Raw genomic sequence first — 24,514 nt, forward strand, 5'->3', positions numbered from 1 at the left:
GCGCAATCGCTTCAGATCGGCGTTCAGCGCGGCGATCTCGCCACGCAGCGCATCCGGATCCGTCTGTGGAGCGGCATCCTCGCGTTCCGGTTCGTCCTTCGCCACCGCGGCCCCTTTCGTCTCGCCGAGCAATTGCCGCTTCCAGTTTCTCACGACTGATGAATCCACGCCCAGTTCTTCCGCCGCCTGACGCGACCTCATCTCGCCGGACGCGACCCGGAGCACGGCCTCACGCTTGAGCTCCTCGGGTATGGGCCCATGGCACAGACGACGTTCGCCCGGCGCGAGCTCGTCGATCCACGCGGCCAGCAGCGTCTTGCTCGGATACCCCAACCGGCGGATTGTACGGCTCGCCCGCCGCCCGTGCGTCAGATAATGATCCACTGCCGCCCGCTTCTGCTCCGCCGTGTAGCGCGCATACCGCTCCCCACGACTCGACGGCACCCCAGTCCTCTGCTCCTCGAGCCAGTCATGGTGCCACATGCGCAACGCTTCCCGACTGGGATAACCCAGCTCGCGGATCACATCCGCAGCGCAGCACTCGTACCGCACATACAACTCAACCGCACGCCGACGCTGCTCCTTGCTGTACCTCGCCATGGCCGTTTCCTCCTTGGATCACAGTCCAAGAAAACAGCACCACCCCCGTCTCGTATCAGTTTGTGCAGTATTGGTAGTTGGATTATTCGGTGTTGCGTTCGCATCGTCAGCTAATGCGACTTGCGGTGCTGCCAGTGTCGCCGCTGCTACGGTTGCGGCGATCATCATCGTGTTAGTTTTGGCGGACATGTTGTTACCTTTCTTCCTTGATCAGGTTGAACCCTTGACCGTTCACGGGTACATGCTGCATCAACGCATGCCTCGACTCTACCGTTGCTAGTTTGTTTGTTTTTGTTGTGAACTAACTAGCACACCCGGCGTTTTATTTTTCGACGGGTGACTCCGTGTCTTACACCGTATTCTGGTTGCACGGTACGCGTTTCCTTCCCGATAGACAGTCGGGTGTTTCGAAGGCACAGGTTCACTAACGGGTGTTAATGAACCTGTTTCGTGTGTCTCTCCGCGCGCGTTTAGCATCGGAGTACTTCCGATGTGGTTAATGTTAATCGCAGCGTTCAAATCCCTAGGTAGGATTAGACCGCATGAGTCGCAGATAAATGTTCGCTGGTTGAGGGATAGTTTGGTTTTCACCATGCCACAACCGGAACATGTTTTACTGCTCGGATACCAACGATCGATCACATGAAGTATCGCACCACTGGTATGACATTTGTATTCGAGTTGACGTCGAATTTCGCCGAAACCAACATCAAGAATTGACTTGTTTAACCCGCTTTTTGCTTTCGCATTATTCGGCAAATAATGATTAGGATTGTCAGGATTCTCCTTTGGCTGGGGACGACGAGTCATGCCTTTCACGTTCAAATCTTCAATACCAATGTGCTTATATGTGGTTGCTAACATGTGAGTGATCTTGTGGCGAAGATTCGATCGTTGACAAGCGATCTTCTCTTGTAAGCGACTCACTTTACGTACTTGACGTTCGCGACGTTTACTACCCGGTTTTTTACGTGCGAGACAATGTTGTGCTCGTGCTAGTTTACGTGCTGTCTTCTGATAGTATTTCGGATTCGCTACTACTAGACCGTCTGACGTGGTGAGAATGTTATCTCCACAATTCAAATCAATACCAATAGAACCATGCAGGGTAGAGACTGGTTTCGGCTGATCTGTTTCCACGCGAAGTGTCGCATACCATTTACCATGTTTTTGTCGAACCGATAAAGCAAGAATCTTATCCGCTGGTTGAACCAGTTTATGCAAATTTTCAAAACAGTGCACACGTCCTATACGCGGGAGTCGTAGCGCACACATGTCACCATCAATCAAACCAAACGAGCCGGTCGTATACGTGAACTTTGGAATACTATGATGCTTCGTTTTACGGCGAGGCCATCCGACACGTTCACCTTTACGCTGTCCGTTACGGGATTTGAAATAATTAGAGAACGCGTCAGATAATGCTTGCAGTCCAGAAGTGTATGCTTCTTTACTGTTTTCCGCCCACCAAGGAGCAAGCTCATGCTTCCACTCATTCCACCAGCGTCGTAATGCGGGCATACTCCAATCAGCTTTACCATCACCGTTTACTCGCACTAGCCCGTGCAGTTGGCTGATAATATGCGAATACGCCATGTTGTATACGAATCGGGCGGCTCCAGCATGAGATGCGAGCAACCCCATTTGCCGTGGTGTTGGATCTAACCGGACTTGAATACCTTTTAACATTCGCCCCGGTGGAGTATGGTAACGACGTTTCTTGTTTTCACCACTCATGATTCTGCGGCTTTCAACATGAGTTGCGCTTTATGTGAGGCGGAACGTCGCCCATACAAGCGAGCACAAAACAAGGTTAACACTTCAGTCATGTCACGAACAAGATCATCATCTAGCTCGTGATCATCCACGACAATAATACGACGATCTTGTGCTTGTAAACTACTTTCTACAAGCTCCATGTTCATTCGAGCGAACCGGTCACGATGTTCCACGATAATTGTTGTTACGGTTGGATCAGCAAGAATACGATTGAGTTTACGCCGACTCCCATTCATCCCTGATCCGATTTCTTGAACGATTTGAGGATTAGTAACACCCATGTTGATTGCGAACGCTTTCAACCGGTCTGTTTGACGTTGCAGATCAGTTTTCTGATCAGCTGATGAGACACGAGCGTAACAAACCGTATGAGTATTCTCCGTTTGGAGAGTTCGCGTATCGTGTTCATATTTAGGATCATGAATCATAATCGACCCAGTTGGCGTGTATTCAAACGGTACTGGCATCGTATTCTCTCGACACCATTTCCATACCGTTTGAATATTTAACCCTTCACGAGAAGCCCATTCACGAACACGCATACTATCATTATAACATAAACACAATTAAAAACAAACAATTGACACAACAGTTAAATACCCCCTAGTATTGGACAGTTCAACACACGCCGAATCATTCCTCAGAAGGATTGCTGCTGATTATTGCCGTACGCCAGACTGCTATGAGAGGATAGGAGTCACACGCTTGAGTCGGTGCGATCAAGAAGGGATGCGTCAATGACGATACCAGTAAGAGAAACAGGGCAGTCTCATACGCCTACAATCAGCGAGCATCCATTCGAGTCAGGAATATCAAACTCGCATAAGCCAGCTGGCGCATCACCGATCATCAGACCGATGATCGAAGTGAGAAACTTACGTAAAGAATATCCGGTCGTGGACGAAACAGTGGTTGCACTCGACCGTATTAACTTAACGATTCCGCGAGGCCAGATCTGTTGCATTTACGGTGAGTCTGGTTCGGGTAAGTCAACGTTGCTCAATCAGCTTGCTGGCATGGAGAAACCGACTCGCGGTGGCGTACGTATCGGTGGCGTGGTGGTATCCAATCTCGATGAACGTGAGCTGGCTGCGTTTCGTCAGCGGCATCTCGGTTTCGTATTCCAGTCATATAATCTGCTGCCGAATCTCAACGCGATCGAGAACGTGGCGATGCCGCTCATGTTCCGTGGCATGCCGAAAGAGCGGCGGGAGAAGATTGCCAAAGGCATCCTCAAACGTGTCGGTCTCGGCAAACGTATGACCCACTATCCGACGCAAATGTCTGGTGGACAGCAGCAACGTGTTGGTATTGCGCGCGCGTTTGTTGCACATCCGCAGGTGGTGTTCGCCGACGAACCGACCGGTAATCTCGACTCAAAAACAAAAGTCGACGTAATGGAAATGATCGTTTCGTTCGCGCGCGATTTCAATCAAACAATCGTGCTGGTAACGCACGACGACAATATGGCACAGTATGCCGATCGTATCGTCACATTGCTCGACGGACACATCATCGATGACCATTTGACCTGACGTAACAAAGCCAGCTTCATGCAATCCACAATCGCAACGATTACTGCGAGCATCACAAGAATCATACAGAAAAGAGAAAGGACTGCCATGACTATACGAGAGAAGAAACATCACATAATCGGTCGATATGCATCGATGATTGCTACGCCGATACTATTGTTGGCTTGCGCGACTCCGACTGCGTTCGCAATGGCAGGAACAGATACGCACGAATCTGCGACGTCTACGGTAACCGCAGACAGTGCAAACAGTAGCGAAGACAACTCTAACAACGTACTCAAAGACGACGCGATCAACCAAGATGACACCGATGATGACTCGTCGAACACGTCGTCCGGCCGTGTCCACCAAACTGTAGACAGTACGAATACGAACACCACTGACAGCGAGGGAGTGAACCAGCAGGTTGCTGGCCCGGTACCGAATATTATCATCACAAATTTCGACTATGGCGGCAATACGATTGCAGCTGGAGGTAATTTCAACCTATCGTTCACGTTCCAGAATATGGGCAAAGTTGCGGTCGATAATATGGTCGTCACTGTAGATGGTGGCGAAAGTTTCGCAATCGCGGGCGGCACGAATACGTTTTATTTCGATCGTCTCGCGGCCGGGTATGCGATGACGCAGAGTCTGCCCATGCAAGCTGTTACCGGGGCGCAGTCGGGGGCGCAAGGCATTACCGTGAGCTTTAAATACGAGTATGTGGATGGTGGTGCGCGCAGCTCAAACTCGTCCGATATTAAGATTTCCGTACCGATTTCACAGCCTGACCGTTTTGAACTCAACGATCCGGTCCCGCCTGATGAAGCAACGGTCGGTACTGAAACCACGATCAGCATGAACTATGTCAACAAAGGCAAAAGTGACATTTCCAATGTTGAAGCCAGTATCGAGGGCGAGGGTATCGAAGCAACGAATACCAAGCAATACGTGGGCAATGTAGCATCCGGCGCAACCGGGTCGATCGGTTTCGCATTTACGCCGACGACTGTAGGTGAGATTAATGCGAAACTTCGTGTCACCTACGAAGATCCGGATGGCAAAACACAGACCAAGGAGTTCCCGGTCACAATCACGGCCACCGACGCCGAACCCGTAATACCGGCCGACGACCCGGTCGTGCCCGACGACAACTATCAGGGAATCGCCGGCTGGGTGTGGGCCGTGATCGCGGTGGTGGTCCTTGCCGCGGTTGCCGTGACGGTGACGCTGGTACGTCGCCGCAGGAAGAAAGCAAAGCAGACGGACATCGACGAGGAATGGGACGACTGGACTAGTGCGAACAGCGCGGCCGGCAAGATCGGCGAATCGTCGAGCGATACGGTTGATGTGCCGGCCGTCGATATGGCTGGCAACGCCGCGAGTTCCGGCGAGGACCGCGCATGAGACTGTCTGACATCCTGCACCTGTGCCGCCAGAACCTGTGGCGACGCAAGTCACGCACGATCCTGACCGTGCTCGGCGTGATCGTTGGCTGCTGCTCGATCGTGATGATGGTCTCGCTCGGCGAAGGCATTAACGAGATCAACGAACAGTCACTCAAGCAGATGGGCGACCTGACCATCATCAGCGTGTACCGGCAGAACAGTTACGATACCGATCCATCGACCTCGACGGACGGCAAGCTCGACGACAAGGCAATCGAATCGTTCAAACAGATCGCCGGCGTGACCGGAGCCACCGCGCAGATGTCGCTCAGCTATTCGGTCACCATGACTGCCGATAACGGCCGGTACGTCGCCTCCTACGGCGACATTCAAGCCATCGACATGACCCAGCTCGAGAACATGGGCTACCAGCTCACCGTCGGCACGGCGCCGACCCGCGACGGCGAAGTGCTCGCCGGACAGTATTTCGCCTACCAGTTCGCCGACAAATTCCGTCCCGAAAGCTCCAATATGCGCTCCCAGCCGCAAGACATGGGCGACGGCACGTACATGGTGTGCGATGTTAACGACTGCGAACAGGTGCCCGCCGACCAACTTGGGGACGACGCCAAGCCGTTCTTCGACCCGTTGACTACCAAGATCACGCTCACCATCCAGACCGGTGACAATGCGTCGGGCGGCTCTGTCGGTATGTCGGGTTTCGTTGGCGCATTGGGTGATTCCGCTAACGATTCCGGCATCTCTGGCATCTCAGGTAGTGGTTCGGGTAGCGGCTCTGGCAGTGGGGTGCGTGGTGCGAACGGCTCCGGCAACACGTTCGAACTCAAAGCAACCGGTCTGCTCAAGCAATCCTGGAATAAAGGCTCCGCGACCTCGACCGGCATCCTCATGGACATCGCCCAGCTCAAGGCCATGATCGCTAAGGCCGACAAATCCGCAGCTAAAACCACCACCTACGAACAGGCACTTGTCAAAGTCGCCGACATCAAACAGGTGGCTGACGTCGAACAGCAGATCAAGGACATGGGCTTCTCGACGTCGTCGTACGAGGAGATCCGCAAGCAAATGGAGGAGCAGTCGCGCGGCATCCAACTCGCGCTCGGCGGTATCGGTGCAGTGTCCCTACTGGTCGCGGCCATCGGCATCACCAATACGATGGTCATGTCGGTCAGCGAACGCACGCGCGAGATCGGTATTATGAAGGCACTCGGCTGTTATGTGCGCGACATCCGCATCATGTTCCTCGGCGAGGCGGGGTTCATTGGCCTGTTCGGTGGTCTGATCGGATGCTTGGTCAGCGCGGCGATATCGCTAGTGATCAATGTGGTATCGCTCGGCGGGCCAAGCGGCGAAACTGTATGGCAGGCAATTGTCGGCGGTGAGAACGTGACGCGTATTTCCGTGATCCCGTGGTGGCTGTTCGTGTTCGCGATCCTGTTCTCCACGCTGATCGGCCTGATCTCTGGATTCCAACCGGCAAACAAGGCCGTGCGCATCCCCGCGCTCGACGCGATTAAAAACGACCAATGACCGACTGTGAGAGCGTGGTTGCGGCCGGCCCTGACCCTGCGGCGGCCCAGCAGTGACCCCACGGTGAGCGCCCCGCTGTGTGTGGCACCCGCGTGGCGGTTTTTGCTCGCTGACGCAGGCTCAGCGAGCAAAAACCGCCACGCGTAAATGGTGTTGACTGCCTCTTTGCGTAGAGTGGAATGGTATTCAAGCCAACCTGTTTCGGAGGTTCGTATGGCAGACAGCAAGCCCGAAGTAGCGGTCATCATGGGATCAGCCAGCGACTGGGAGACCATGAAACACGCATGTGACATTCTCGACCAGTTCGCCGTTCCCTATCACAAGCAGGTCATCTCCGCGCATCGCACGCCTGAACTTATGGGCGAGTTTGCTCACAACGCGCGCGCTAACGGTTTCAAAGTTATTATCGCCGGTGCCGGTGGTGCAGCTCATCTGCCGGGCATGGTCGCAGCGCAGACTACACTGCCAGTGATCGGTGTGCCGGTGCGCTCGCATGCGCTTTCTGGATGGGATTCACTGCTGTCGATCGTGCAAATGCCGGGCGGTATTCCCGTCGCTACCACGGCTGTCGGCAACTCGGGCGCGACCAATGCTGGACTGCTCGCGGTGCAGATTCTCTCAACGAACGACGAGCGTCTCGCTCAGGCTTTGCAGGACTATCGTGACGGATTGAAGGAAAAGGTGGCTGAATCTAATGCCCAGCTTGTCTGAGGAAACACATGGAGCTGTGAAAATGCTCCAGCCGGGCGCAACGATCGGCATCATCGGTGGCGGTCAGCTCGGTCGTATGATGGCGCTTTCTGCTAAATATATGGGTTTCCGCATTGGCGTGCTTGACCCGACGCCAGACTGCCCGACTGCACAAGTGGCTGATTTTCAGGTTGTTGGCGAGTATGACGACAAGACCGCTATCCATGATTTGGCGGAAAAGTCTGACGTACTCACATACGAGTTCGAGAACGTGGATGCTGAGTCGATCGATGAGGTGCGTCATCTTGTTGCAGCTCCGCAAGGCACTGATTTATTGCGTGTCACGCAGGACCGTGTGCATGAAAAGACGTTTATTAACGCGCATGGTACGCCGACCGCGCCGTGGCGTGAAGTGAACAATTTTGAAGAACTCGATGCGGCTATTGACGAACTACACTATCCGTGCGTGTTGAAGACACGTTCCGGCGGGTACGACGGTCACGGCCAGCATGTGCTGCGCAACGATGCTGATCTTGAGAAGATTCGCGCACGTGGCGATCGTGGCGGTGGCTTCCCGCCGAGCATTCTCGAAGGATTCGTGGACTTCGCGTTCGAGGCGAGCATACTCGTTTCCGGCAACGGAGAACAGTATGTCACGTTCCCGATTGTGCGTAACGATCATCGCAACAATATTCTGCACATGACTATCGCACCAGCCGAAGTCACTCCTGACATTGCTCGCGAAGCGCACGAGCTCGCATTGCGGCTCGCAAAAGGCTTTGAACTCGCTGGTACGCTTGCCATCGAGCTATTCATCACCAAAGACAATCGCGTGATCGTCAACGAGCTTGCACCGCGTCCGCACAACTCGGGCCATTACACGATTGAAGCGTGCTCAATCGACCAGTTTGATGCGCATATTCGCGGTATTGCCGGCTGGCCGCTTATCCAGCCGAAATTGCTCAGCCCAGCCGTTATGGTCAACGTGCTCGGCCAGCATGTCGCGCCTACGCGTGCACTCATCGCCCAACATCCCGAATGGAATGTGCACGACTATGGCAAAGCACAGGTACGGCACAACCGCAAAATGGGTCACATTACAGTGCTTACCGACGATACCGCCGCCACTGTGGCTGCACTCGAAGCCACCGGTTGCTGGGACGATCTCAAGTAGCAGACGGTAATGAATGCTGAGGCTCCCCTGGCAAGGGGAGCCAAGGAAGGGATCAATGTCAATTCTGGTTTAACAGAACCAAAGCAAAGGGAATATCAGCGATGAGCGTCAAACGAGTAATGGGCACAGAAACCGAATACGCAGTCTCCCGCACGGATGGGGGTCATGCGAATCCAGTTCAGCTCTCATTCGATGTGGTTGGTGCCGCCGCTACTGATCACAATGCTCACATTCGCTGGGATTACCGTCAAGAAGACCCCGTCAACGATGCGCGCGGCACTCGTCTCGAACGTGCCGCAGCTAGACCTGACATGCTCACTGATGAGCCGCAACTCAATATCGTCAACGTCATCGCTCCCAACGGTGGCCGTGTGTATGTCGATCATGCGCATCCTGAGTATTCCGCGCCGGAAACTACAGACCCATTTGAAGCAGTCCGATACGATCACGCTGGCGACCTCATCATGCATGAAGCGGCTCGCCGCGCAAGCACGCGCACAGGATACCCGATCGCACTGCACCGTAATAATGTAGACGGTAAAGGCGCAAGTTGGGGTACACATGAAAACTACATGATGCTGCGCGCAGTCCCATTCGAGACAGTTGCACGGCTCATGACTGTGCATTTCATCTCCCGACAGATTTACACCGGTTCCGGTCGCGTTGGACTCGGAGAACACAGTGAGCAACCCGGCTATCAGCTCAGTCAACGTGCCGACTATATTCACATGAAAATCGGCTTGCAAACCACATTCGACCGACCAATTATCAACACACGCGATGAATCACACAGTACCGACACGTACCGTCGATTGCATGTGATCGTCGGTGATGCGAATCGTATGGACGTACCACAAACACTCAAACTTGGCGTTACCTCCATACTGCTGTGGCTTACTGAACATGCCGATGAAGCTGGCTTTGACCTTGGCGAATTGCTCGATCAACTCGAACTCGCTGATCCCGTCGACGCTATGCACACGGTTTCTCACGATCTGACACTTGCGCAACCATTGGCGCTTGCCAACGATAGCAATGGCACGACAACGGCATGGCAAATGCAAGTCACGCTACGTGCGGCCGTGTATGCGGTTGCAGCGATGATCTACGGCACCGATACCAGTGGCGAACCAGTGTGGCCAGATAAATCAACGCGTTCCATCATGGCTATGTGGGGACAGGCGCTCGCTGACACCGGTGCAATACGCCACGCAAACGACGATCAACGTCTGACCATGAGTAGCGAGGCAAGCCGCATTGAATGGTTCTTCAAATGGCAACTACTTGAAAAACTACGCCGTCGCTTGCATCCTACGGTTGTGCAGTCCGATACGTCGGCATATTGGGATGATCAAAAACTCAAAGCGGTAGACCTCAGCTGGGCAGCACTCGATCCAGCAACATCAGTATTCGAGAAATTACGATCGCATACTGAACAAGTCAATACGCAAGATGATATCGTTCGCGCAACGCAACACGCCCCCGAAGACACGCGTGCATGGCTACGCGCTGTGATCGTGCAACGCTATCCGCAGCAGGTTGTAGCCGCATCATGGTCGCACTTGACCGTTCGCGCACATCCCGAGGCCGTGGACGACATTGACTTCTACGGCAATGCCAGTCGTCCACGCATCCGTCAATCTGACCTCATTACACTGGATATGTCCGAACCAGTTCAGTGGAATCGAACAACATGCGAACAGATTGTGGACGAATGCTCAAATGCAGCCGAAACACTGTCGAGACTTTCTGAGATCATCGCCACTTCCAGATAACATCGAACATAAGAGCTGAACATTTTTCGCATAAGAACATACAGAAAACGGCAACAACGCGGTTCGCAAGCGAGTAACGAGCCGCAACATGCGCATGATAATACAACGGTAGACGATGAGGAGACACATGGAACTGAGAGAACTTGCTTTGGAAGTAGCACGTATCGCGCAAGACGCAGGTCGCCACGCATTAGGTGATCAGATGAATCCACGCGATCTCAAAGGCTTGCATTTAGCTGAAGATAAGCCGTCTACACTTGACGTTGATGATCGTTTAGTGCGGTTTATTACCAACCGAATCTCGTACGTGGAAAACTTCAACGGACTATGGCAGAATCGCCCAGAAGAATGCCACCCAGGGGAGCGCTACTGGTGCGTGGGCAATATTGACGGCATTATCAACTACACGCGCAACATGCCCGAATGGGCTATTACAGTTTCCTTGTTTGAATTCAACGAGGAGCTTTCCGCACAGCCGATCCTCGGTGTCGTACACGCTCCGGGTTTGGGTTTGACGTATTTGGCTGCGCGCGGTCAAGGTGCGATTCGTATGCGCAAAACTCCGGTTGGCGATAAACGTGAAAAGATTATGCCGTCAACGACTGAACATCTTGAAAATTCAGTGGTTAGCTATGGTATGTCGTATGTGCCAGCCGAATCGAAGCGCGCACTGGCAGTAGTGAGCGCCATCGCTGGCCAACCAGCTGATATTAAGCGTGTCGGCCCGGCTTCATTGGATTTATGCAAGGTGGCTGACGGCACATATGATGCATATTTTGAACCGCATCTGCATAAGTGGGATGTTCCTGCCGTGTCAGCTGGCGCAGTCGTATGCTGGGAGGCGCAAGCCAAGTTACGAACGTGGAAGGGTGGTCAAGTCCATTGGCGTCGCGGTAATGATATTGTCGCGTCGAATGGTCTGATTATTGACGAATTGCGACCCTATCTGCTGTAATTGGCTGATTGTCAAGTGATACGAGAGGAAAGATAATGCCTCAAGAATTTGTACAGGCAAACGCTGAACAGCATGTCGAGCAAGAACAGCACGAAGAGACGTTGCACGCGGATGCTACTCAGGCTCGTCAAACCGGCGACGTGCTTGATTCGGTATTGGATGATATCGAGTCAGTGCTCGAAACCAATGCGGAAGAGTACGTGAACAGTTTCGTGCAAAAAGGCGGCGAGTGATGCCGCAGTTGCGTGACAGCGGCAACAGTGGATCGAGTATATCGTTGCCGCTGTCGGCGCAGTTTAGTGGTTTCGCAAGAATTTTCGGCATCGAAACCGAGTATGGTGTAGCAGTAACCGGCAACGAACGACCGGTAGACGCCGGTCAAGTTGCGATGATGATGTTCCAGCCGATCGTGTCACGATCTCGATCCACGAACACGTATCTGACCAACGGGTCACGGTTATATCTTGACGTTGGTTCGCATCCAGAATATGCGACTGCTGAAGCACGCGACCCACTTGACGCGCTGAAACAGGACATGGCTGGCGAACTGGTTATGCGCCGGCTTGCCATGCAAGCGCAACAGCAGTTGCGCGACCACGGATACGGTGAGCATGCATGCGTGCATGTGTTCAAGAACAACGCCGATTCAGCCGGCCACTCGTTTGGCTGCCACGAAAATTATCTCGTGCGTCGTTTTGTCTCGTTAGAGCAGGTTGAACACGAGTTACTGCCGTTTCTCATAACACGGCAACTCTATACTGGTGCCGGTCGCGTCACCGATACGGGGTTTGAGATTACACAGCGTGCTGATTTTCTCGATGAAGCAGTATCGTCTGCAACTACGCGTTCGCGGCCGATGGTGAACACGCGTGACGAACCGCATGCTGATCCCGAAGAGTTTCGTCGATTGCATGTGATTATTGGCGATTCTAACCGCTCACAGTGGGCTACGTGGATGAAATTAGCAGTTACGCATCTTGTACTGTGCGTGATTGAAGAGTCCGCACGAGTTGGCAAGCCGAGTGGATTTGACGAGTTCACGTTGGCTGAACCGGGGGATGCGAACCGTGCGCTGAGCCGCGATGTGACGTGCCAACAAGCACGATTGCAACTGGCTGACGGTCGTCAAATGACTGCGTTGGATATTCAACGCGGATACTTACGTATCGTGGAACAGTTTGTGCAAGCACATGCGAATGCGATGAATGAAGCAATACCGAACGATACAGCTGACCATGTGCTTGCGCAATGGCGCCACGTATTAGACGTATTAGCATCGGGTCGTGTCCATGAGCTTGCTGACCGTGTGGACTGGGTGGCGAAACAGCGACTTTTTGACGCACTTCGCGCACGGCAGGGTAGTGCTGTTTCACGAGCGCGGCTCGAACAGCTTGACATGGATTATCATGACATTGCGAACGGCTCAGTATATGGTGCGCTACAGCGTCGGGGCGCGATATTGCAATTGTTCGATGATACTGCTGCCCAACATGCGTTAGCAGAGCCGCCTGCTGATACGCGTGCCGTGTTACGTGGCCGATTTGTTGCTGCCGCATTGGCTGCAGGCGCTCGCTTTTCCTGCGACTGGACTCGATTGACATTATCCAGTCCAGAACATGGCGAAGCGGTAATTCTTGACCCATTCCAAGTTGAGCCAACGCCTGATGTCAAACGGATTATGGATGCCTTGGTTTGAGGGCACCACGAATAGACCAGTTGATATACGATGAGGCCCCGACCGTCTGTGGTCGGGGCCTCATCGTTCTCGTCTATCGTTACCAACACTACTCAATGGCAACGGTTACGCGGGAATTCACTCGGTGACAGCCTTCTTCAGCAGGGAGCCAGCGGAGATACGCACGCCGTAGGTCGCCGGGATTTCGATGGTTTCACCAGTACGCGGGTTGCGGCCGGTGCGAGCGGCACGCTTCACGCGCTCAGCGGAGAACAGGCCGGTCAGCTTCAGGCCTTCGCCGGACTGCATGGCCTCGACGAACACGTCCTGGAAAGCGTTGACAGCAGCCTCGGCCTGAGCCTTGGTCAGGTTGGACTTCTGGGCGATCTTCGAGACGAGATCAGACTTGTTGTATGCCATAAAGCATCCTTCTTGAGTCAGGGGAAAGCTCTACTAGGTCGAGCCTTCCACACGTTCATACTGAATAATAGCGCACGATCGCGCCAAATACCGCATTTTTCAAGGGTTTTCGCATGAATTTATCCTGAAAACGGCACACTATGGGCACACGATGCCATCATGGACAATATATTGTATCGATATTCGAACCTATAACGCTTAGTTATCGCGAGGGAGCCGACCCCGAGCCGAGCAAACCAATCTTGACAAGGGGAGCCGAGATCAGACGGCCGTAACTGAGCACTATCGTCAGTCTCCTGTTGAGTTACGGCCTCCTAGAGCCCTGTAGGCGGCCGTAACTGAGCACTATCGCCAATTTAATGTTGAGTTACGGCCTTCCAGAGCCCCGTAGGCGGCCGTAAGTCAATGATAGTGTCGCAATACTGCTCAGTTAGGGTCTTCCAACACCTGTAGTCGCTTCTGCAATTATGGGCGTGCTACGCGCGTAGTTTGTTGGCTCGCCTGTCGGCGCACCTACAAACAGCGCTGCTGTTCGTTTAACGGTGCTGTCCTAGCAAGGGTGCTGCGATTACATATGGAAAGGGGGTGAGTATCTGGTGGATGCTCACCCCCTTAGAAGGTTATTCGCTTAGCACGCGTATTACGCGCGGCGACGGCGAACAACACAAGCAGCACCAGCAGTAGTGGCGAGTGCAGCCATTACTGCGATGACTGCGATGATGCTGGCACCACTCTTAGGTAGTGTTTGCTTCTTCGTATCGGTCTTTGCGGGGTTCTGTTCCGGCTTCTTATCTGTGTCAGGCTTCGTTGTGTCAGTATCAGCCTCATGCTCGTCCTTGCTTGGCGTCTTCTCGGCCTTCTTCAACGCAGTCTGAGTGTTCACAAGCGCTTTAGCTGCGGCATCGACCTCAGCCTGTTTCGCATCAGCCTTACCGGCAACCGTCTTCGCTGCTTCAAGTGCCTTCGCAAACAGCGTCCATGATGCTTCCGTGTAATCCGTCTTCACGAGCTTGTCAGCAGCAGTAATCGCCTTATTCAACGCAGTCTTGTCAGCAGGAGCCGGGGTTGGGGTTTGCTCACCGACGGTCACATCAGTCCAACCCTGAATATTGCCCTTCTCATCCTGCAACGCAATCTTATGCACACCAGAATAGTTAGCCGGAATGAACGCATCGAAGTAGTACTTGCCGTCCTTGTCCTTCTTGATCGTCACAAACGGGGAACCGTCAGGACCGGTCAAACGCACTGGGTCACTGTAAATGTATGAATACCAGAAGCAATCCTCACCCGCATCAACTTTGGCCGCGCATTCTTGAGCGAGCTTGTTCACGTAAATACGCGCAACACTACCAGCCTTCACCGTGCCATCAGGAACAGTCACACTACCCTTATTCTGCTCGGTCAAATCCGGAGCAGTCGGCTTCGACGCAGGCTCAGCAGTCGTCGTCAAATCAGTAACTTCGCTCATGTTGCTGGCAAAATTAACATGATCAAAATAACCGAGGAAAGTGTAACCATCCTTAAGGTATATGACTAGTCCTACGTAGAACTGACGATCGTCTACCGGCGTACGAACTCCAAGCGGCAAGTGACGAGCAAGCTCGTCCACTGCTCCGTCAGTATAGGCAGGATATTCGCGGTTCGTTCCGTATGTTGTCTCGGGTTCAAGACCAATAACTGGCAGGTTGAACGTGCCACTGGTCTTGCCGTTCCACGAATCGTTGTTGTAACGTGTGAAAGACTGATATGAGGCTTTCGCATACACCACGCCATTATCATCAGTTAACATATCTTGGTTATTCTTGAACCCATAGATATTGTTATAGTCAGCTTGGGTAAGCTGATCATCCGCAGTACCGCCTTCACATTGCGGATCAAAATCCCAGCCAAGACCCCAAGCATTGTTGCCAAAGTCTTTAATTCTTGTGACGTCTGTGATTCGAGACACGTATGCCATGAAGCATACATTCTTGACGGCGTCAACTGGAATAGTGCCAAGGCTCCAGTTGAATGATACGTTTGCTGTATGCGCTCCAATATCGGACACTTTGACATTGCTGACGGACGCATCGCCGGGCACGTCTTGGCTAGTTGCAGTGGGTGTCGCCTGCTGATCGGTGTTGGTGGACGGCGCAGCTTGATCGGCAACTGCCACGCTGGCACCGCTGAACAAGGTGCATGCAGCGATCAATGCCGCCGCGATCTTCCCCATTCGCTTCATAGTTTCTTCCTTCGTTGGGCTTACACGAGACCATATAGTCTCGCTCCACTCAAACGCTACCCCCCCCGCAGACTTGGCTAAATGAGATTGCGTCGATCAAGCCAACGCATCGCCAACGCGCCCAACGGAATACGAAGCCAGTAGAATAGCGCACGATACAGAAGTGTGGCTGACAGGGCAACGCCTGCCGGCACGCCTGCCGCACCAAACGAGAATGTCAATGCAGCTTCCACACCGCCCAAGCCGCCAGGCGTCGGCACAGCAGAACCAATCGCGTTAGCAAGCAGGAAAATAAACATCGTTTCAATCGGATTCGTCATCTGCCCAAACGCAAGCAATGCAGCCCAAAATTCCAACCCAGTAGCCGCGTTCAGCAGTAGCATGCCGAGTATGCTCAACGTCAGTTGACGCGGATTCGTCAATATATCAACCAGTTGCTGCGCATACGATTTCGCTAACGGTAACAATTTATTCGCTGCAAGATGACGTACTGGCGGAATCATCATGGCAATAGCTAACGCCATGAGCACAATGCCAATTATCGTAACCAATGTATTCGTCGGAATCATCCTGTTCAACGCATGAGAGCCAGTGAACAAGCCAATTGCAACCAGCATCAGTACGGTACCACCATAATACACAGCCATCACAGCACTCATAATCGCCGTGGCAGCAGTGTTACGATAGCCGTTTTTGCGCAAAAACTGTAGGTTTACAAACGCTGGGCCAACACCTGCAGGCATAGAAACGACCGCAAAACCTTGCGCAACCTGCGACATAAAAATACCAAACGGACGCCGCCGATCGCGATCAATAAACGCGCCAAGCTCAATAGACGAACCGATAATCGCCAGCAATTCAAATACCAGACACAGCACAGCCATCTCAGGATTTGCATTGCGCACGGCAGCAATAACCTCGTTAGGCTTCAACTGAGTAAACACAACCGCTACAGCAACAACCAATAATGCCGTACCAATAAACGAGCGCACGCTAAAACGAGACAACTTCACCGGTTCCATCATTTCAGCAACATCTTGCGGAGCAAGATTGCGCAATGCTGCACGCAGATCAGACAACGTCTGCTTACTCCAGCCTTCTAGCATACGTGTGTCAGAAGGAATCGCCGCTTTCTGTACAAACGGAGCGAGCGCGATCATCGTCGCATCCCCCCACACGGCACGTCCAGCTGCTACCGCACGATCAATACCTACCAAAACTGCGATCAACGTGAGTAACTGCACTTGATCAAGCGCAACATTTGCGGCGCTACTTGCATCATCGCCATTCTGCCAACCGGCAATAATAGGAGTGCCAGATTCTAGACGAGCCAACGTGTTTGGCGTAATACGCCGATGCGTGTAGCCGCGTCGGTTTGCAACCGACAGGAACCGCATCAACGCAATACTATCGTCGTCGGTAAGCGTGTTGCGATTGCACTCATGCATAACATCAGTGCCTTGCAATACGAGAATCGACGTTTCTCCAGTATCCGCTACACCGTACACGTGCGGCGTAGGTAACCCTGCGTTTTTCAACCCAAGAATCATCGCCATGTGATGTTGCGTCGCCTCGCGCGGAGAACGATCACGGCGCATGGAAACGCCCGTGAAGCGAATCCACTGCCACAACTGTTTGAGATAGCCAGCAGCACGCACTTGAGCATCCAATGCAGACACTACAAAATGACGACCGCGATCATCCTCAACATCGTAAACGCGAGAACCTTCAACCAGATCATCATCGAGTATTTCGTGCAACGTACCGTGACCGTTACCGGGCAGATCTGGACGTCGAATTAAAGACGCAGCATGTATGTCAATGCCAGCCAATGCTTGCACTAACTGGACACCCCACGCTCCTTGATTTTTCGTGCCGATTGCAAACCGCAGCAGCATGCCAATCAAACGGCCTGCTGCGAATGAGACAAGCATACCTGCCACTGAATTAACCGACAAGAGCACTAGCAGTGCGGCAACCGTGTACTGAATATTCCAGCCCCATTTGACTGTTGAACGCGTACGTCTCGGGCCTGCGGCAGTCAGTAGCGCAGACGAGCCAGCGTAAAATCCCGGCAGCAGTGAAGCGCCGATCTGATTATTCGGCGAACTCAGCGCAGCAATCAGTGTTGCGTCACCAACCGACGACACGATAATCGATATGCCCCACGCTGCTGCAAATCCGCCAAACATAGCGAGAATAGACACGGCAGATTGCACCCATTCTCGGCTGATCAACAACTGGCCCAATACCATAACAACAATCGCAACAATAGCGAGCTGTTGCAGCATTGACACTGGTAAATCAACCATCCAGTTAAGTGCTTTCCCAGCAGTATGCGCATCTGTCTCTACGCCACTGGTAATGCCGCGTAAATACATTGCCGACAACATCGCCACCACGGCAAGTATGACGGCTGCAGCGGCACGTAAGAGATCGCCAACATCATGGATACGTTTCGGTGGTATATCGTCAATAACAGCAGTGTTTGTCGGGTCCATTGCTAATGATGTTTGCTGCATATTCGACGACTGCGTATTATGGCTAACCAATGATTCTGCCGGCGAGATAGAGGTCTGGCCTGCGGAATCATGTGCATGCTGCTGATCGGTCATGAGAACCTTTCACGCTTAATTGGTGCGGTCTAGAACAGGTGAACCCTGTGGTTCATATGGATAGTGGCTCTCACATATTCTGCGAGAGCCACTATCATCAGTGAAGAGTTACTATATCAACGGTTTTCAACGGTTATCAACGGTCAAAATCAACCAATTGACTTGCAGCTCCAACATACGTGGCCGGCGTGAGCGCCTTGAGTCGTGCCGCAGTTTCAGGATCAAACGACTGCTGATCAATAAACGCTTCAACCTGTGCCTGATCAATCGTATGACCGCGCATGAGTTCCTTAACCTTCTCATACGGCTTATCCATACCCGGCAAGCCACGCAGCTCACAGGCGCGCATAGCAGTTTGAATCGGCTCACCAAGCACTTCCCAGTTCTCGTCAAGCTCACGGTTGATTACATGCTCATTCGGATGAATGGAAGTCAAACCACCCATAAGGTTATGCAACGCGAGCAGCGAGTACCCGAGTGCCGAACCGATATTGCGCTGCGTGGTCGAATCAGTCAGATCACGCTGCCAACGCGACTCCACCAACGTGGCAGACAACGTGTCAAGCAGCGAGCAGGACAATTCGAAATTCGCTTCCGCATTCTCGAACCGAATCGGATTGACCTTGTGCGGCATTGTTGACGATCCGGTCGCACCCTTAACTGGCACCTGAGCGAACACGCCACGCGAAATATACATCCACACATCCACGCACAGGTTATGCATAATACGATTCGCATGCGCAACCGTACCGTACAGTTCAGCCTGCCAATCATGGCTTTCAATCTGCGTAGTGAGCGGATTCCACGTCAAGCCCATACGGTTCGTGACAAACTCACGCGACACCGCAATCCAATCAACATTCGGGCAAGCAGCCAGATGTGCGCCAAACGTACCCGTCGCACCGTTGATCTTGCCTAGATATTCCTGATTTTCGATGTGCTTGAGCTGACGGTTGAGACGATACACATAGACCGCAAGTTCCTTACCAAGCGTAGTCGGCGTAGCCGGCTGACCATGCGTCAGAGAAAGCAGCGGCATGTTGCGATATTCGTCAGCCTTCGCAGCGAGATGATCGATGATCTCGCGGAATGCTGGTTCCCAGACGTTATTCATCGCGTTCTTCACACAACGGGCAATCGACAGGTTGTTGATGTCCTCAGACGTGCAGGCAAAATGTACGAGCGTTTTCAGAGCATCGTTAATATTCGTATCGGCGCCGAGCTCGGCCGGAGCCTTATCGATCTGATCATCAATGTAATATTCCACGGCCTTCACATCATGATGCGTGACAGCCTCATGAGCTGCATGCTGCTTGATGCCTTCAGCACCAAAATTCTCAGGAATCGCGCGCAAGAACGCCTGCTCAGCCTCAGTGAACAGCTGAACACCATCCACGATTGGTTGATTGCCGTTGCCATCAAATCCGTTGGCCAGAAGAATCATCCATTCAACTTCGACGCGCATACGCTCGCGGTTCAAAGCTGGTTCGCTCAAATATTCAACCAAAGGAGCCGTAGCAGAGTGATAACGGCCGTCAAGCGGAGTCAATGCGATTGCGGGGGAGATATCAGTAAGCTTCATGAATTCTAGGGTACTTCCAGCCGTGAACCGGGCAGTGTCGTAAGCTAATGGACTGTGAGCGAAGCGAAAATACTGGTAATCGAAGACGATGCGGACATTAACGAAGTAGCATGCACACGGCTAACCCGCGCCGGCTACGACTGTACCGCAGCATACTCGGGATCGGAAGCACGCCTATTACTCGACCGCAGCGAGAATGCGGGTGCGTATGACTGTATTATCACGGATCTCATGCTACCGGGCATCAGTGGTGAACAACTGATTAGTGAACTGCGCGAACGCGGAGCCGGCATACCGATTATCGTGATTTCAGCACGCGATACGATTACCGATCGAGTAACAGTATTAAAACTCGGCGCGGATGATTATCTGGTAAAACCGTTCGACTTGGATGAGTTAGTGGTACGCGTTGCAGCACAATTGCGCGGTCGCAGATTCGCGCATGCGAACATCACGCCTGCACGTGCGGATACGGCTACTGTGTCATCTACGTCAGCGATACCCGCGCACGAAACTGACGATTCCACGCTGAGAGCCGCCCGCTGGACGCTCAATCAAGCTGCTCGCACGTTCATGATCGACCAACAGCCAGTTACGCTCACCAATACGGAATTCAATATCATCGAACTATTGATGAGCCATCCCAATACAGTCTTCACCAAACAGCAAGTATACGAACTGTGCTGGGGCGAACCGTACGCGGTCGACGATAATACCGTCACCGCGCACATGAGTAAGATTCGCGCCAAACTCAAACCATCCGGTACCGAGTCCTATATCACCACTGTCTGGGGACTTGGATTCAAACTCAACGTATAACCCAACATACAACAAACTACAACAGGCTACAGCAGACCTATATCAGCGCAGCGATTTCGTAAGCAAGATGCGTGTTCCCCGACCGTCACACTTTCGCAAGACTTTTGCAAGAAATACGCGAGACTTACGAAAGCGTTACGCAAGAAGCGCTCCGTACTGTAGAAGCCATCAACGAAAAGCTATCCGTTACTACGGAAAGAAAGGAATCCTCATGGATGCAATTCGTATACGGGCGCTATCGAAACAGTACGGCAGCAAACGCGCTGTCGACAATCTCACCATGAGCGTGCCACAAGGTGCGATCTACGGATTCGTCGGCAAAAATGGTGCCGGCAAATCTACCGTTCTCAAAATGGTCGCCGGACTCGTCACACCGACCAACGGTGAAATCACACTGTTCGACCGCCGCGACCATGCTGCAACGAACGGTGAACACACAGTCAGTAGCTTCACAGTACAACGAGTCGGAGCACTCATCGAAAATCCAGGACTACTGCCGCATATGAGCGCATTCGACAACCTTATGGCTCAAGCGCTCGCAATCGGTGTCGCCAATCCCAAGACAGTCTGCCATGAGCTGCTCGCACAAGTCGGACTCGACAATACTGGACGCAAAGCAGTCAGTGGCTTTTCTCTCGGCATGAAACAACGACTCGGTATTGCGCTCGCACTCGTCGGCAATCCTGACTTGCTCCTGCTCGACGAACCGCTCAATGGACTTGACCCGGAAGTTGCACGCACTATGCGCAACTATCTCGTGCAACTCAACCAGCAACGCGGTATCACTATCGTCGTCAGCTCGCATGTACTCGACCAACTCGAACGCATGTGCACCCATTACGGGGTAATCGCCCGTGGACGCATGGTGCGTGAACTCACTGCAGAGCAGGTGCAGACAGAATGCGGCGACAGTCTCACCGTGCGCACCGCCGACACTGCGACCGCGCTTGCGATCCTTGAGGAGCGGTTGCATATAAACCCTGCCGACCCGGTGCGTTTCGCCGCCGAACCCGACGGTTCGATCACTGTTTCTGGAGGGTTCGACGCGGCCGAAGTCTCGCGACTGCTGCATGAAACGAACCAGACTGTCCTTGAACTGTCCACAAAATCGCACGACATGGAAGACTTTTTCGTCACTCTCATGGATGACGCTCGTACGGAAGGAGGCCGATGATGATTAACCTGTTGCGTTCCGACCTGTACCGTCTTATTCACGGCCGCAAATTCTGGGTCGTCACTGTGTTGATTATCCTGTTGACGGCTGGCCTGCTCGCCACATTGATGCTGCTTGGTGCCGCCACTGGAGCTTCACAGACCGATACTGATGGCGTCACTGTCACGACCAATACATCTTCCGGATTGGCGGCGTCCGCACGCATGATGGACTCGCATACCGCGATGCTGTCCAGCTCGGGGATGGGCGGTGGTTCCGTGCTGGCCATGTTCGTTGCGGTGCTAGCCGTGCTCGTTGTGATGGATGATTGGGATGCCGGTTTCGTGAAGAACCTGCTTGCTAGTCGACGCAGCCGTGCGGTTTACGCCGTTGACCGATTACTGCTGTCGGCGTTGCTGGCCGTATGGAATATGGTCGTGGCGATTGCCTCGCTAGAGCTGACGTGTCTGGCGCTTGGCGTTCGGTTCCGCCATGCGGAAAACCTTGGCGCCTATCTGGCATTCTGCGGGCTGAGAACGCTGGGCATGACCACGTTCGTGATGATCGTCGTCGCGTTGACGATGATCGTGCGCAGCAAGGCGTTCGGCATCGCTGTCGCGGTGCTCATTGGCGCGGGTGTTATAGGATCGTTGCTAAACATCATCCTGTCGATGATCGCCGCGTATATGCCGTGGGTTGGCCAACTGACGCCGTGGCTACCTTCGAATAATGTGAATCTGTATGCCGACAGCACCGGCCTGTTCGCCACGACGGTCGGTGGTATGTCGCTTGGCATGCCGGTCTGGGCGCACGCGTTGATCTGCTTCACCGGTTGGATTGTTCTGTCTGTCGGTGCGACACTGCTTATCGAGCGTCGCCGTGACGTGTGTTGAGATGCTGAGATGTGTCTGTGAGCGTTGACGTTGAGATGGACATCGTGTGTGCCCCGCGTGTGGCTGGGATATGCTGTTCGCGACACGCTCCGGGCCGCTCGGCCAAGTCATACGGTCGCGAACAGCATATCCCAGCCACACGCTCGATTGAGTGGTGCCCTTGCGCTGCGTTGAAATAAAGTAATCAATGAATATTAGTTGAGTTCCACACAACGTAACGTTTGCATAACGAAGAGCGTGGGGTGGTGGTATATGTATCCCGACCGTAAGACTTGGCCGAGCGGTCTGGAGCGTGTCGGGATACGTATACCACCACCCCACGCGTCCACGCTGGAACATACAGGAATAATCTATCGAACTCAACTACGACACGTAGGATGTGGGTATGTGGCTGCTGGGATTGCTTGTGGGATTGATTGTTGGTTGTGCGGTTGCAAGAATCGTGTGTGATCGTGAAATGCAGCGCATTTCGCGATTCCTCCATGAGCGTCCGGCGGATAGTAATGCTCGGCTCGCAGTCGCTTTGCCGGGAAAAGCAAACCATACGTTGATTTTGGCAATTAATGAACAACTTGATGCGATTCAAGCCGAGCGTATGGAAACAATGCAGCGTACTCAGGAATTTCAACGAGACCTGTCGGCTCTCGCACACGATGTGCGTACACCGCTCATGGGTGCGCAAGGTCATATTCAACTTGCTCTAGATGAAGATGCGAAGGAAGAAGCTGCCGATGCGCAATCCCAATCTGAGCGGGATGAGCGTGAACGTCATCTGCGCGTTGCACTGACTCGGTTGGATGATATGCGCGGGCTACTTGATCAGCTGTTCGCATACGCGCGAGCGAACGATCCTGACCGTACACTCACTATTGAGCCGATCGCAGTACAGCCTCTTGTCGCTGAAGTACTTGTTGGCCATTATCCCGAGTTTGAAGAACGCGACTGGCATCCACGCGTGATATTTGATGATGAGCGTTTCACGCTTCAAGCGGACGCAACTGCGTTGCGGCGTATCGTTGACAATCTCGTCACCAACGCATTGCGACATGGCAGTGGTGCGAGGTGCCTCATTTGAAAGTGAGCGCGTAATCCGGAGTGGTGCCTCACTTAGGGTGAGCGCGAAATCCTAGTCCTTATCGGCTGGTGGGGTTTCGTTGTCTTCCGGTTCGACGCCCGCGATCCGGGCGAGCGTCTTGTTCAAGTATGCCATGTCCGGGCCCGAGCGTCTGGCCAGCCGCGCGGTGCGCGGGGCGGCCATGTCCTCGAGCCGGTCTTGGATGTCGTGGATGCGGCGGACGAGTTCGGCGGGGTTCACGGTCGCGAGCGTGCGTTCGATCTCCTCGCGCTTGTCGTCGGGGATGAAGCCGGGGCCGCCCGCGGCCCTATCTTGGTCGTCGAACTCCTTGAGCCGCTCCCATGGTGTGCGCGGCCTGTCGTAGACGCGGCGGGGGCGTCCGTCCCGTGTGCTTTCGCGCGCGATGGGTTTCTTGGACGGGGTGAACAGGTTGGCCTTGACACGCACCAGTTCCCACAGCTCGTTGAGCAGGTCGAGCTCGTCGGCGGTGTACCGGTAGTAGAACGCGTGGCGGCGCACGACGTGGTTGTTCCTGGACTCGACGGTGGCCTGGTCGTTCTTCCTGTACGGGCGGCTTCTGGTCTGCTCGATGTCGCGCTCGTGCAGCCACGCGATCAGGTCCCGGTTGATGC

General features: G+C 53.5%; 21 protein-coding genes and 1 pseudogene. 13 read left to right on the forward strand and 9 right to left on the reverse strand.

From position 1 onward, the window contains the following. The 4 genes from BHAP_RS10565 to BHAP_RS10575 form a co-directional block, all read right to left on the reverse strand. The coding region (locus BHAP_RS10565; protein WP_143248796.1) for a transposase at positions 1-600 on the reverse strand (600 nt) is incomplete at its 3' end. A gap of 18 nt (positions 601-618) precedes the next feature. Further along, entirely contained in the window at positions 619-789 is a 171-nt protein-coding gene (locus BHAP_RS11685; RefSeq protein ID WP_158216477.1) for a hypothetical protein, read from the reverse strand. Positions 790-876: 87 nt separating this feature from the next. Beyond that, positions 877-2,337: an RNA-guided endonuclease InsQ/TnpB family protein gene (locus tag BHAP_RS10570; protein ID WP_094730640.1), complete on the reverse strand. Its 1,461-nt coding sequence runs from the start codon at positions 2,335-2,337 to the stop codon at positions 877-879. Next, a complete protein-coding gene (locus tag BHAP_RS10575) occupies positions 2,334-2,921 on the reverse strand; it encodes an IS607 family transposase (protein ID WP_094730641.1) in 588 nt (195 codons plus the stop codon). Before BHAP_RS10575 ends, BHAP_RS10570 begins: the two co-directional genes overlap by 4 nt. A gap of 303 nt (positions 2,922-3,224) precedes the next feature. Between BHAP_RS10575 and BHAP_RS10580 the strand changes: the two genes are divergently transcribed. From BHAP_RS10580 to pafA, 9 genes are all read left to right on the forward strand, one after another. Next, the gene (locus BHAP_RS10580; RefSeq protein WP_094730657.1) at positions 3,225-3,914 is read left to right on the forward strand and encodes an ABC transporter ATP-binding protein; all 690 of its coding nucleotides are present in this window, start codon (positions 3,225-3,227) and stop codon (positions 3,912-3,914) included. An 87-nt stretch (positions 3,915-4,001) separates the two neighbouring features. Continuing rightward, positions 4,002-5,303 carry a COG1361 family protein gene (locus tag BHAP_RS10585; RefSeq protein WP_094730642.1) on the forward strand — a complete coding sequence of 434 codons (1,302 nt, stop codon included), beginning with the start codon at positions 4,002-4,004 and terminating at the stop codon, positions 5,301-5,303. Beyond that, positions 5,300-6,835, forward strand: a complete 1,536-nt coding sequence (locus tag BHAP_RS10590; protein ID WP_094730643.1) for an ABC transporter permease — start codon at positions 5,300-5,302, stop codon at positions 6,833-6,835. Before BHAP_RS10585 ends, BHAP_RS10590 begins: the two co-directional genes overlap by 4 nt. A 213-nt stretch (positions 6,836-7,048) precedes the next feature. Next, entirely contained in the window at positions 7,049-7,546 is a 498-nt protein-coding gene (gene purE / locus BHAP_RS10595; RefSeq protein ID WP_094730644.1) for a 5-(carboxyamino)imidazole ribonucleotide mutase, read from the forward strand. Further along, positions 7,530-8,699, forward strand: a complete 1,170-nt coding sequence (purK, locus tag BHAP_RS10600) for a 5-(carboxyamino)imidazole ribonucleotide synthase (protein WP_094730645.1) — start codon at positions 7,530-7,532, stop codon at positions 8,697-8,699. The genes purE and purK overlap by 17 nt, the downstream gene beginning before the upstream one ends. Positions 8,700-8,800: 101 nt before the next feature. Then, positions 8,801-10,474 carry a depupylase/deamidase Dop gene (gene dop, locus BHAP_RS10605; RefSeq protein ID WP_094730646.1) on the forward strand — a complete coding sequence of 558 codons (1,674 nt, stop codon included), beginning with the start codon at positions 8,801-8,803 and terminating at the stop codon, positions 10,472-10,474. 127 nt (positions 10,475-10,601) lie between these two features. Further along, a complete protein-coding gene (locus BHAP_RS10610) occupies positions 10,602-11,429 on the forward strand; it encodes an inositol monophosphatase family protein (protein WP_094730647.1) in 828 nt (275 codons plus the stop codon). Between the two features lie 35 nt (positions 11,430-11,464). Then, the gene (locus BHAP_RS10615) at positions 11,465-11,662 is read left to right on the forward strand and encodes a ubiquitin-like protein Pup (protein ID WP_094730648.1); all 198 of its coding nucleotides are present in this window, start codon (positions 11,465-11,467) and stop codon (positions 11,660-11,662) included. Continuing rightward, positions 11,662-13,125, forward strand: coding sequence for a Pup--protein ligase (gene pafA / locus BHAP_RS10620; RefSeq protein ID WP_094730649.1), 1,464 nt, complete (start codon positions 11,662-11,664; stop codon positions 13,123-13,125). The genes BHAP_RS10615 and pafA overlap by 1 nt, the downstream gene beginning before the upstream one ends. Before the next feature lie 117 nt (positions 13,126-13,242). On the opposite strand, the gene BHAP_RS10625 is transcribed toward pafA, so the two are convergent. The 4 genes from BHAP_RS10625 to purB all read right to left on the reverse strand — a co-directional run bounded on the left by BHAP_RS10625 (position 13,243) and on the right by purB (position 19,942). Then, positions 13,243-13,524: an HU family DNA-binding protein gene (locus BHAP_RS10625; RefSeq protein ID WP_094730650.1), complete on the reverse strand. Its 282-nt coding sequence runs from the start codon at positions 13,522-13,524 to the stop codon at positions 13,243-13,245. A 640-nt stretch (positions 13,525-14,164) separates the two neighbouring features. Beyond that, on the reverse strand, positions 14,165-15,745 hold the full coding sequence (locus BHAP_RS10630) for an FIVAR domain-containing protein (protein WP_094730651.1): 1,581 nt from the start codon (positions 15,743-15,745) through the stop codon (positions 14,165-14,167). 77 nt (positions 15,746-15,822) lie between these two features. Further along, the gene (locus tag BHAP_RS10635) at positions 15,823-18,267 is read right to left on the reverse strand and encodes a lysylphosphatidylglycerol synthase transmembrane domain-containing protein (RefSeq protein WP_094730658.1); all 2,445 of its coding nucleotides are present in this window, start codon (positions 18,265-18,267) and stop codon (positions 15,823-15,825) included. A 229-nt stretch (positions 18,268-18,496) separates the two neighbouring features. Then, positions 18,497-19,942 (reverse strand): adenylosuccinate lyase, encoded by a 1,446-nt coding sequence (purB, locus tag BHAP_RS10640; RefSeq protein WP_094730652.1) that lies wholly within the window; start codon positions 19,940-19,942, stop codon positions 18,497-18,499. Positions 19,943-19,996: 54 nt separating this feature from the next. Here purB and BHAP_RS10645 point away from each other — a divergent pair, with 54 nt between their 5' ends. The 4 genes from BHAP_RS10645 to BHAP_RS10660 all read left to right on the forward strand — a co-directional run bounded on the left by BHAP_RS10645 (position 19,997) and on the right by BHAP_RS10660 (position 23,882). Beyond that, positions 19,997-20,761, forward strand: coding sequence for a response regulator transcription factor (locus tag BHAP_RS10645; RefSeq protein WP_094730653.1), 765 nt, complete (start codon positions 19,997-19,999; stop codon positions 20,759-20,761). Between the two features lie 211 nt (positions 20,762-20,972). Beyond that, positions 20,973-21,935 carry an ATP-binding cassette domain-containing protein gene (locus BHAP_RS10650; RefSeq protein ID WP_094730654.1) on the forward strand — a complete coding sequence of 321 codons (963 nt, stop codon included), beginning with the start codon at positions 20,973-20,975 and terminating at the stop codon, positions 21,933-21,935. Next, positions 21,932-22,807 (forward strand): ABC transporter permease subunit, encoded by an 876-nt coding sequence (locus BHAP_RS10655; protein ID WP_094730655.1) that lies wholly within the window; start codon positions 21,932-21,934, stop codon positions 22,805-22,807. The genes BHAP_RS10650 and BHAP_RS10655 overlap by 4 nt, the downstream gene beginning before the upstream one ends. 385 nt (positions 22,808-23,192) lie before the next feature. After that, positions 23,193-23,882 (forward strand): sensor histidine kinase, encoded by a 690-nt coding sequence (locus BHAP_RS10660; protein WP_094730656.1) that lies wholly within the window; start codon positions 23,193-23,195, stop codon positions 23,880-23,882. Between the two features lie 51 nt (positions 23,883-23,933). On the opposite strand, the pseudogene BHAP_RS10665 reads toward BHAP_RS10660, so the two are convergent. Then, a pseudogene (locus BHAP_RS10665) lies at positions 23,934-24,514 on the reverse strand (integrase catalytic domain-containing protein); the annotation flags it as partial.

The organism is Bifidobacterium hapali, assembly GCF_002259755.1.
In the GTDB taxonomy this organism is placed as follows: Bacteria; Actinomycetota; Actinomycetes; order Actinomycetales; family Bifidobacteriaceae; genus Bifidobacterium; species Bifidobacterium hapali.

Excerpts from the sequence above, each read along its gene's own strand:
- BHAP_RS11685 (WP_158216477.1), bottom strand. The coding sequence starts at position 789 with ATGTCCGCCAAAACTAACACGATGATGATCGCCGCAACCGTAGCAGCG.
- BHAP_RS10570 (WP_094730640.1), bottom strand. The coding sequence starts at position 2,337 with ATGAGTGGTGAAAACAAGAAACGTCGTTACCATACTCCACCGGGGCGA.
- BHAP_RS10575 (WP_094730641.1), bottom strand. The coding sequence starts at position 2,921 with ATGCGTGTTCGTGAATGGGCTTCTCGTGAAGGGTTAAATATTCAAACG.
- BHAP_RS10585 (WP_094730642.1), top strand. The coding sequence starts at position 4,002 with ATGACTATACGAGAGAAGAAACATCACATAATCGGTCGATATGCATCG.
- BHAP_RS10590 (WP_094730643.1), top strand. The coding sequence starts at position 5,300 with ATGAGACTGTCTGACATCCTGCACCTGTGCCGCCAGAACCTGTGGCGA.
- purE (WP_094730644.1), top strand. The coding sequence starts at position 7,049 with ATGGCAGACAGCAAGCCCGAAGTAGCGGTCATCATGGGATCAGCCAGC.
- purK (WP_094730645.1), top strand. The coding sequence starts at position 7,530 with ATGCCCAGCTTGTCTGAGGAAACACATGGAGCTGTGAAAATGCTCCAG.
- dop (WP_094730646.1), top strand. The coding sequence starts at position 8,801 with ATGAGCGTCAAACGAGTAATGGGCACAGAAACCGAATACGCAGTCTCC.
- BHAP_RS10610 (WP_094730647.1), top strand. The coding sequence starts at position 10,602 with ATGGAACTGAGAGAACTTGCTTTGGAAGTAGCACGTATCGCGCAAGAC.
- BHAP_RS10615 (WP_094730648.1), top strand. The coding sequence starts at position 11,465 with ATGCCTCAAGAATTTGTACAGGCAAACGCTGAACAGCATGTCGAGCAA.
- pafA (WP_094730649.1), top strand. The coding sequence starts at position 11,662 with ATGCCGCAGTTGCGTGACAGCGGCAACAGTGGATCGAGTATATCGTTG.
- BHAP_RS10625 (WP_094730650.1), bottom strand. The coding sequence starts at position 13,524 with ATGGCATACAACAAGTCTGATCTCGTCTCGAAGATCGCCCAGAAGTCC.
- BHAP_RS10630 (WP_094730651.1), bottom strand. The coding sequence starts at position 15,745 with ATGAAGCGAATGGGGAAGATCGCGGCGGCATTGATCGCTGCATGCACC.
- BHAP_RS10635 (WP_094730658.1), bottom strand. The coding sequence starts at position 18,267 with ATGCAGCAAACATCATTAGCAATGGACCCGACAAACACTGCTGTTATT.
- purB (WP_094730652.1), bottom strand. The coding sequence starts at position 19,942 with ATGAAGCTTACTGATATCTCCCCCGCAATCGCATTGACTCCGCTTGAC.
- BHAP_RS10650 (WP_094730654.1), top strand. The coding sequence starts at position 20,973 with ATGGATGCAATTCGTATACGGGCGCTATCGAAACAGTACGGCAGCAAA.
- BHAP_RS10655 (WP_094730655.1), top strand. The coding sequence starts at position 21,932 with ATGATGATTAACCTGTTGCGTTCCGACCTGTACCGTCTTATTCACGGC.
- BHAP_RS10660 (WP_094730656.1), top strand. The coding sequence starts at position 23,193 with ATGTGGCTGCTGGGATTGCTTGTGGGATTGATTGTTGGTTGTGCGGTT.